Source organism: Thalassococcus profundi (assembly GCF_003344785.1).
GTDB classification, from domain to species: Bacteria; Pseudomonadota; Alphaproteobacteria; order Rhodobacterales; family Rhodobacteraceae; genus Puniceibacterium; species Puniceibacterium profundi.
The window spans coordinates 1-1,470 of sequence record NZ_QPMK01000041.1; the positions used below are offsets into that span (position 1 = coordinate 1).

The window sequence follows — 1,470 nt, forward strand, 5'->3', positions numbered from 1 at the left end:
GACAGTTCAGCCGATGGGTCCTCAAGCCCGCCATCGACGCGATCAACGACTACGGCACGGTCACGGTCAAGATGACCCCGGAAAAGCGCGGCCGATCAGTCCATGCCGTCCGCTTTGACTGGCATTGGAAGGACCCGCACGAAGCCTCGGAAACCGCGGCCGAAAACGACCGCCACAGCGCCGCGCGTCGAAAAGCACAGGAAACCTCCGGAGCTCCGCCGATCATCGAAGACACGCCTCAGGGTGATCCGGCCCGGGRGTGGTGGAATGGGCTGACGAACGMAGAACGGGAGATCTGGGGCGACAGGGCGGGCCGGACATTCGAGGCCGGAGGGCGCCAGATCACCCGGAACGAGCGCGATTTGGCCCGTGCCGCCTATGATATTTTCACCACAGATCCCCCTGGGAGCCAGTCGAAAACACGGAAAATTCCAGAGACCGTCCMYKTGGAACGAGACAAGACCCCATGAGATACACTCTCGGACAGGCGGCAAAAGCCACCGGAAAGAGCAAGMCGACMATCCAGAGGGCCGYCTCGACCGCGCCGCTGGTGGCAGTGGTGATGCGTGATAACCACGGGAACCGCGTACGCACCTGTTGCGGTGGCCGAACCGGCGYGTCGCAGGCGAACAATCGCACCACCCATAAAATCTTCACCATAACCCTGTGCCGGCTTCATTTCGTGRATTCGGCACAGGGTTGCGAAGCATAATGAAGTCAATAACGCTCCAGAGCGTCCCTCAGATTCTKCGCGCCAAACCTATCGACCAATCTGTCCAGCTCTATAAATATATCACCGCTGTATTCGGACGACAGCTGCTGATCATTTTCGCCCGCAATAGYGTAGTCACAAAATCTTGGCTTAGAATAAGGATTTCCAGATATCACGCCCCTATCAGGTATCACTTCATTATTCGGCCGCAAAATATTTATGGGATTTCCCTCCCATATTTCACCATCACTTGTTATAATGGACGTTACTGYAATATATACTCCACCCCTAACTCTGAACCCCCTTGGCACACCTATTCCCCAAGAAAAAGTACCGAGCAGTGGMGCTCCGAGTTGCCCCTCAACAACAAGTCTTTGAAAACTTCCAAAGCCTCYAAAAGAGTCAATGGTTGCGACCACCACTTCAGCGGATAAAATACTTTCAGAATCAAAATCAAACTCGATAATAGCACTTGGTGTGCTTGGATGGTAAACACAGTCTGTCAACTCTCTATCGCCTGCAACTTGAACCTCTCCATACACACGATTCATCCCCGCCTCATCGAGCATAAATACCCTCGCGCTATGAATTTGTGCTGGCGCGCCAATCGCTTCAACCGCGCGAACCTCATGCAAAGTTGCCGAAAGATTGTATTCATTATTTAAAAGCAAATTAACCGGCACTGAGTTATTAAAATCTTCCCCCAATACTGGCCCAGAGGTGATTAATGTTGCCACTGCAATGGGCAGTATGTATTT

General features: G+C 53.0%; 2 protein-coding genes. One reads left to right on the plus strand and one right to left on the minus strand.

Annotated elements, in window-relative coordinates; translation table 11 throughout:
- The coding region (locus tag DU478_RS22430; RefSeq protein WP_147276408.1) for a replication initiation protein at window positions 1–470 on the plus strand (470 nt) is incomplete at its 5' end.
- Window positions 471–717: 247 nt separating this feature from the next.
- Here DU478_RS22430 and DU478_RS23055 read toward each other — a convergent pair.
- A partial coding sequence (locus tag DU478_RS23055; protein ID WP_158545832.1) for a hypothetical protein occupies window positions 718–1,470 on the minus strand: 753 nt, incomplete at its 5' end.